This window comes from Caballeronia humi, assembly GCF_001544475.1.
Taxonomy (GTDB): domain Bacteria; phylum Pseudomonadota; class Gammaproteobacteria; order Burkholderiales; family Burkholderiaceae; genus Caballeronia; species Caballeronia humi.
Genome location: NZ_FCNW02000114.1, coordinates 1 through 6,426, shown reverse-complemented (window position 1 = coordinate 6,426; position 6,426 = coordinate 1). Strand labels below are relative to the sequence as shown.

The following is a 6,426-nucleotide window of genomic DNA, read 5'->3' as shown; positions in this document are numbered from 1 at the left end:
CAGTTGCTCAGCCGACGTTCGTCAGGTGGGGGAGTTTGAAGTGACCATACCCGGAGGAGTTTGACCGACCGCCGGGGATCTCGTGTCCTGGGATCACCGGGCGTTTGGGGTGCGCGAGTTCGCCGTCGACAACATGAAGATCAGTGCGGCACACGCCGCACGCGTGGGCGTCAATCAGCAACTGGCCGGTGCCTGCGACGGGGTCAGGGACGTCCAACTCCCGCAGCAAGGGCGAATGTCCGTCGAAAACCATTGCGCGCATGTCGCTCTCCTCAGGTATCGCATTCATTTCACTGTACCGGGTCGGTTCCGGTTTGATCTGAGTCAACGTTCGGATGACGCCCTCTGGCACGATCAACGAAAGTGCCACCACGGGAAAGGATGACAAAATGCATCCGCTTACACACCGTTCCGCATGGGACCTTGACGAGAACCGATTGCCCCCACTGAGTGGCGCCGAGGCAAAATTGCGTTTCGCCGTGCAATATGCCGTGCTTGCGCCGTCAAGTCACAATTCGCAACCGTGGCACTTCATTGTCGACGGCGACACCGTGATGCTCTGCGCTGACCGGACGCGCGCGCTCCCCGTCGCCGACCCGTATGATCGCGAATTGATCATCAGTTGCGGCGCAGCGCTTTTCAACCTGCGCGTAGCCATGAGCCACTTCGGGCTCGGCTACGCGATCACGCTGCTCCCCGCGCCCGCGGACCCAGATGTGCTGGCGCAGGTGCGCGCGCTACCCGGCCATGTGACCGATGCGACTCTCCCTGCGCTCTTCGGTGCCATCCCGAAGCGGGCGACGACGCGCGAGGCCTTTACCTCGGAGGCAGTGCCGCCCGAGATTCAGGCGGAGCTGATCCGTGCTGCCGAAGCCGAAAGCGTGGAGGCGACATGCGTCGATGAGGCGCCGGTAAGTGAACGGATCGCCGACCTGATCGCCGAGGCCGATCACCTGCAGTTCCGCGATCCCCGCTTCAGGCGGGAGCTCGCAAGCTGGATCCATTCGCGACGCTGCGCGGATGGCATGCCCGCGTACTCCGCCGGTGTCAGCGCGCTGCTCGACATCGCAACGCCGCTCGTCGCCTCAGCGATTCGCACGTTTAATCTTGGCGGCGGGATGGCCGCGACGCATCGGTCGCTTGTCGATGGCTCGCCACTGCTCTTTTGCATCGGAACGGGCGCCGATAATCCGAGCGCGTGGCTTGCTGCGGGTCAGGCGCTGGAACGGGTGCTGCTAACAGGCGTCCTGCACGGACTTACCGCGTCGTATCTGAATCAGCCCATCGAAGCAGACCAACTGCGTGATACGTTGCGCCGGCAGATCGGAATGGACGCGCAGCCTCAATTGCTGATACGAATGGGGCGCGGGCCGCAGGTTGAGCATTCGCCGCGGCGTGACATGGGCGAGGTGGTTTCGTGACGTGCGGGTGCACGGATAGATCCAATTATTCGCAAAAGCGAAAGTAACCGCTGTGCATCAGGCACGGGTTTGCGGCCGAACGCTCGAAGCAAGCGTCGGGCCGCGCCTTCGATTTTGTCCCTGTGTGCGTCGAATGCCGCTAGCAAATCCTCTTCGCGCAGCGACGCCGCACCGAAATGGTCCTCCAGCGCCTCCGCCGAAACCCTGCGCTCGATGCGCTCACCGTCGACGACCGTCGAGAAGATGAGCATCAAGCTACGGCCGCAGTGGGCGGGCACTTGTTGGGGAAAGCTTATGATCATCGTTGAGCTCGATCGCCTGTTCAAACGGCAAGCGGTCCGCTGCAGCGGGCGGAGTTAAAGTCACCGCTACCTCGGTAACGCAGTGTGTCAGGCCGCGTAACGAGCGCGGTTGACGCAGATCAAGGCGACGGGCGCGCCTGAGAGCATCATCGGTGCAAGCAAGTGACGCACAAGTGCCAGACCCTCCTTTGCCATGCGAGGCGCCAATGAAACATCTTTTCACGCTGGGACACGCAGTGCTTGACCGGGCCGAGCCTCGGCCAGTCGTCGGTGTTGCGCTACCTCGCATCGAGCTCCCTGCACCAGAACGCTGCGGTGGCCGACCGGTTATGGAAGTATTCGCGCTGCGCCGTACCACGCGCGAATTCGCCTCCAACGACCTGAGTCTTGCCCTGCTGGGCGACCTGCTATGGGCCGCCAATGGCATCAATCGCGACGAAGAAGGCGGGCGCACCGCGCCGTCGGCACTTGGCGTTCACGAGATCGACGTATATGCCGTGCTGTCTCGAGGGCTATACCGCTACGATCCGTTGCGGCACGGCCTCGATCTTGTGGTTGCGAAGGACTTGCGCGGTCTCACCGGCTATCAAGACTTCGTCGGCGCCGCGCCGCTCGATCTTGTGTATGTCGCGGATTTTTCGCGCATGGGCGACGTTCCCCCATCGAATCGCGAGGCATTCGCCTCGGCAAGCGCCGGTGCGATCGCGCAGAATGTGTATCTGTTCTGCGCTTCTGCCGGTCTCGCCGCGGCCGCACGCGGTTGGTTGAACCGCAGCGCCCTTGCCGAGCAAATGCAACTCAAGCGCAACTGCGTACCCGTGCTGGCTCAGACGGTGGGGCATTTCGTCGCCCCGACTTCCCAATGATCCAACCGATAACGCAACGCGCCTCAGCGAATACGCCACCGTCGAGAGTGCACCGATGACCCTTCAACACCACCGTTTCAACCTTTCGATCGCCGCCGCCATTCTTTTCACCGCGACGCGCGCGTTTGGTCAATCTGAGCCGACACCGCTTGTCGACCAACAGCATTGCATGTTCTGCCATACCGACAATGCCCCATTTCTCGCACCATCGTTTCAACAGATTGCCGAACGCTACCGCAACGTACCCAATGCCGCCACCATGCTCGAGCACAAGCTTCGAATGGGTGGACGCGCTCATTGGGGCGACATGGCAATGCCCTCCGCTGGCGAACGCGGGGGCCCGCTTTCTGCGGAAGACGCTCATACCCTCGTGCAATGGGTCTTGAGCCATTAACCCTGAGATTATGGAGAACGTCATGCGCATTACCGTCAAACTGGATGGCTTTGGTCCTCTCGCCTCCGCCGCTTATGCAATCCTTTGGCTCGACAGAGAGACGCTTCGCTGGTCACGCGAGGGACACGACGCCCTGGCTTTGCCTGAATGGGGAACTCTGCAATCGTCACCTATCGGCACGCTGATTTGCGGAGCGCACGACATGGGCCCGATATTCGTGCTGAATCTGCTTCGAATCGACGCGTTTGCTCCTCGGAATAGCGAGACCGCGCCAGAGATTTCTTCAGGAAGCGCGCAAGGCGTGGCGGAGTATTACGCGAGCGGGAGCAAAGCAGCCCAAAAGGGGCACTGGCACGTGCAATGCATCGAACGCGAAACGATCCAGGCCGAGCACGAAGTCTTCTCAGACGAACAGGACCCGGAGAGCGATGGTGGCAGTGATGTCGGCGCGCGAGGAGCGTATGGGACCTGACGGGACCTGACTTCCCGGTCCACCGAGCCTGTGGCCAGATCAACACATGCACTGCGCAGCCACGAAAGAGCCTGGCCGACCACCACCAGCCAACCTGACAACGGCTTCCGCCCGAATCGGCTCCAACGCGTACGTGAGGAAAGCGTACGTCAGGAAAATCCCGATCACGATTCGCCGTTCGAGGTCGGATTAAGTGCCACAACAAAGGTCGCCACCTCAATGGCGATTGAAAACGCACCGTAACTAACGGTACTCTCCGCGTCGAATAGCAGACCACGGATGCCTGCGAACACGCCCCCGAGCGAAACGAACACTCCGATTGTAGCGACGGCTACCCGAATGTCAGAGCGTTTCATTGTCTTTTTCCAGCACGCCAACCGCCGCGTCAAACGCACGCCGGACGGCGACCTCCGCGTCCTCGTCCGTGCTGCGTTGGACAGGGATCAAGTTGTAGTCCCGCGTGATCAGGTGATCAGGTCGAGACGCGCGTCATACAGCCGATGCCCCGGACGGTCATACCACGCTTCGATCGCAAGGTGACAACCTGCTATGCGCTTTGCGAAACGCTCCAGACGCACTAATTTAGCACCCGCCTCCGACTCCCCCGCCGCCGACCCCACAAAACCGAAATGGGCGATTTGCATTCCGACTCCAATTACACACCTCCAGACATTTGCCGCTTGATCCATCAATTGGCTTGGCGATGTGCGCCTTCGTTGTTCGTCAGGAGACCCGACACCCTCCACCCATCTTCGGCGACCGCTATCCGGGGGCGTTGACATGAGTCAAGCATCAACGCAGTCGTCCCGCGGGAGTAACAACGACGCTTCGACGACAAGAACGTCCTAACGAGGTTCATCAGAAGCCTGAGTCGTCAAGCACGTACTCGCTGAGCACTCGACCATGCTGGCCTGAGGGCTCTATACTCGCGCGCCCGGCCCTGGCATCAGCACAACTCTTGTGGCTCGACCGTTCTGATCGTCGTGTCGCTCGCGTCGCCGATCCATGTGGCGGAGTTCCCCGCGACATGCTGTTTCGTGCGCTGCCACGCTCGCGCACGCTTGCTCGTCTGAACATTCGAATGACGCTCGCTCAGGCGCTTCCTGAGGCGCGGCCTCCGTGTGCCGAAAGTCGCTCCATCGCGTATCGCTCGTGCAAGCGGTCAGCGCCGCCGCCGGCGACGCCAACACCGTTGATACCTTCATGTCTTTCTTAGGTTCAAGGGGTCGTTGCAACACCTAATGTTTATGACGCAAGTAGTAGATCTCTCAGTGCTTCTGCTGGTGATTTCCATCCGAGGCTTTTACGCGGTCTGCAATTTAGTGCGTCTGCGACGGCATCAAGTTCGCGCTGCGTGTACCGGCTGATGTCGGTGCCTTTCGGAAAGTATTGACGTAACAGACCATTCGTATTCTCGTTGGTCCCGCGTTGCCAAGGGCTTTGAGGATCGCAGAAATAGATCTCCAGCCCCGTATCGATTCGAAGCTGCACGTGCTGGGCCATCTCTGCGCCTTGATCCCATGTGAGCGAGCGTCTCAAGTGCTCAGGCAATAACACGATCTTCGCAGCTATGGCATTGCGGACAGCCTCCGCTCCATGACCCGCCAGGGGTGGCCCATTCTTGACCCGCACGCCGGTGCCATGCCCCTCCATCGGCGGGAGATGAAGCAACATCGTGAAGCGGGTGGTCCGCTCGACCAGCGTACCCACCGCGGATCGGTTAAGACCGATGATTAGATCACCTTCCCAGTGACCCGGAACGGCACGATCATCAGTCTCAGCCGGTCGTTCACTGATCATGACCTCCGGAGTGATGAAATGCTTTCCACGCTGTTGCGTCCTGGCTCGAGGCACACGAAGTGCGCGGCCCGTACGCAGACAGGCAGTAAGCTCTTTTCGCAGAGCGCCACGGCCTTGGATGTAAAGCGCTTGATAGATGGCTTCGTGAGAGATTCTCATTGATTGGTCTTCGGGATAGTCGACCTGCAATCGTCGACTGATCTGTTCGGGACTCCAGCAGGTGCCCCAGCGCCGGTCCGCGCGGCGGCCTTGCCGTCGCCCTTTCCATGGTACGTTAGGTCCGGCAATCAGCCTGCCTTCTGAGTCGGTGACTGCTCCCGCCAATCGACTCTGCACATAATTCTTTAATCTCTCGTTCTCTGCCAGTCTGGAAGCTTTCGGACGTTCCGCGGCACGCTCAGCTTTCCACTGAGCAACCGTCGCCCTGTATAACAATGTACCGCTGCGGGTTGCAGCGTTACGGCGCAACTCGCGCGAGATGGTCGACGGTGAGCGCTGCAGTCTTCGCGCGATCTCACGAATCCCACAATCCTGCGCCCGTAGCAGCGCAATTTCCTCGCGTTCAGAAAAAGACAGATAAGGCGCAGCGCCCGGCGTCAGCTCGATCGGCGGCATTCCGCCCGCTTCACGAAACCATCTTGGCCCCAAAGGTTGTGACACGCCACACGCCCGCGCCGCAGCCTCGCTCTCCATGCCTTGCGCGACACAATTCCAGAATGCTCGCTTTGTTGCTAGCTGATTGACGCTTGGCCTGCCGGGAGATTGCATTATTGGTCTTCCTGTCTGCTCCGAACCCCAACCATGTTGTCGTCCCATTTGACACCCCCTTTAGGAGATGTTGCAACGACCAGTTGAATCCGCCTTTTCCACCCCTGTCCTTGTGCAACACCCGACGAATTGAAGACAAAGCGCTTAATGCCAGACCTATTTGATCTGAGTCATAGCGTCAACTCACGGACCGTCAAAGCCGGACCATTGACATGAATCGAAGCTGATATGCCCGGTTCGGGAAGATTAAGACCAATTGTTCCGTTGCTTAGTACTACAGCCGTCTAGATATGCCGGAGGCACGCCGCCGCGTCGTCGATAATGGCACTGCTGGGCACGGTACTGATGTCGGCGTCGCCACATTGACCACGACATCACATGCTCAATGGAGTGGAGCGTTCGC

General features: G+C 60.1%; 7 protein-coding genes and 2 pseudogenes. 4 read left to right on the top strand and 5 right to left on the bottom strand.

The window, feature by feature from the left end; all coding sequences use genetic code 11:
* Positions 1-70: 70 nt before the first annotated feature.
* Positions 71-262: pseudogene (locus AWB65_RS33875) on the bottom strand (alcohol dehydrogenase catalytic domain-containing protein); the annotation flags it as partial.
* A 127-nt stretch (positions 263-389) separates the two neighbouring features.
* Between AWB65_RS33875 and AWB65_RS33870 the strand changes: the two are divergent.
* Positions 390-1,421, top strand: coding sequence for an Acg family FMN-binding oxidoreductase (locus AWB65_RS33870; RefSeq protein WP_087660288.1), 1,032 nt, complete (start codon positions 390-392; stop codon positions 1,419-1,421).
* 25 nt (positions 1,422-1,446) lie between these two features.
* Here AWB65_RS33870 and AWB65_RS33865 read toward each other — a convergent pair.
* Positions 1,447-1,723 (bottom strand): annotated as a pseudogene (locus AWB65_RS33865) (DUF1488 family protein).
* Between the two features lie 206 nt (positions 1,724-1,929).
* On the opposite strand from AWB65_RS33865, the gene AWB65_RS33860 reads away from it, so the two are divergent.
* From AWB65_RS33860 to AWB65_RS33850, 3 genes are read left to right on the top strand one after another with little or no spacing between them, the layout of a single operon-like run.
* A complete protein-coding gene (locus AWB65_RS33860) occupies positions 1,930-2,589 on the top strand; it encodes a SagB/ThcOx family dehydrogenase (protein WP_087660287.1) in 660 nt (219 codons plus the stop codon).
* Positions 2,590-2,644: 55 nt separating this feature from the next.
* A complete protein-coding gene (locus AWB65_RS33855) occupies positions 2,645-2,983 on the top strand; it encodes a c-type cytochrome (RefSeq protein WP_235008051.1) in 339 nt (112 codons plus the stop codon).
* Between the two features lie 22 nt (positions 2,984-3,005).
* Positions 3,006-3,455, top strand: a complete 450-nt coding sequence (locus tag AWB65_RS33850; RefSeq protein WP_235008050.1) for a DUF3564 family protein — start codon at positions 3,006-3,008, stop codon at positions 3,453-3,455.
* 164 nt (positions 3,456-3,619) lie between these two features.
* On the opposite strand, the gene AWB65_RS33845 is transcribed toward AWB65_RS33850, so the two are convergent.
* From AWB65_RS33845 to AWB65_RS33835, 3 genes are all read right to left on the bottom strand, one after another.
* Positions 3,620-3,811: a DUF2964 family protein gene (locus AWB65_RS33845; protein WP_087671151.1), complete on the bottom strand. Its 192-nt coding sequence runs from the start codon at positions 3,809-3,811 to the stop codon at positions 3,620-3,622.
* A 108-nt stretch (positions 3,812-3,919) separates the two neighbouring features.
* Positions 3,920-4,099, bottom strand: coding sequence for a hypothetical protein (locus tag AWB65_RS37980; protein ID WP_374729780.1), 180 nt, complete (start codon positions 4,097-4,099; stop codon positions 3,920-3,922).
* A gap of 601 nt (positions 4,100-4,700) precedes the next feature.
* The gene (locus AWB65_RS33835; RefSeq protein ID WP_087671150.1) at positions 4,701-6,071 is read right to left on the bottom strand and encodes an IS30 family transposase; all 1,371 of its coding nucleotides are present in this window, start codon (positions 6,069-6,071) and stop codon (positions 4,701-4,703) included.
* Between the last annotated feature and the right edge of the window lie 355 nt (positions 6,072-6,426).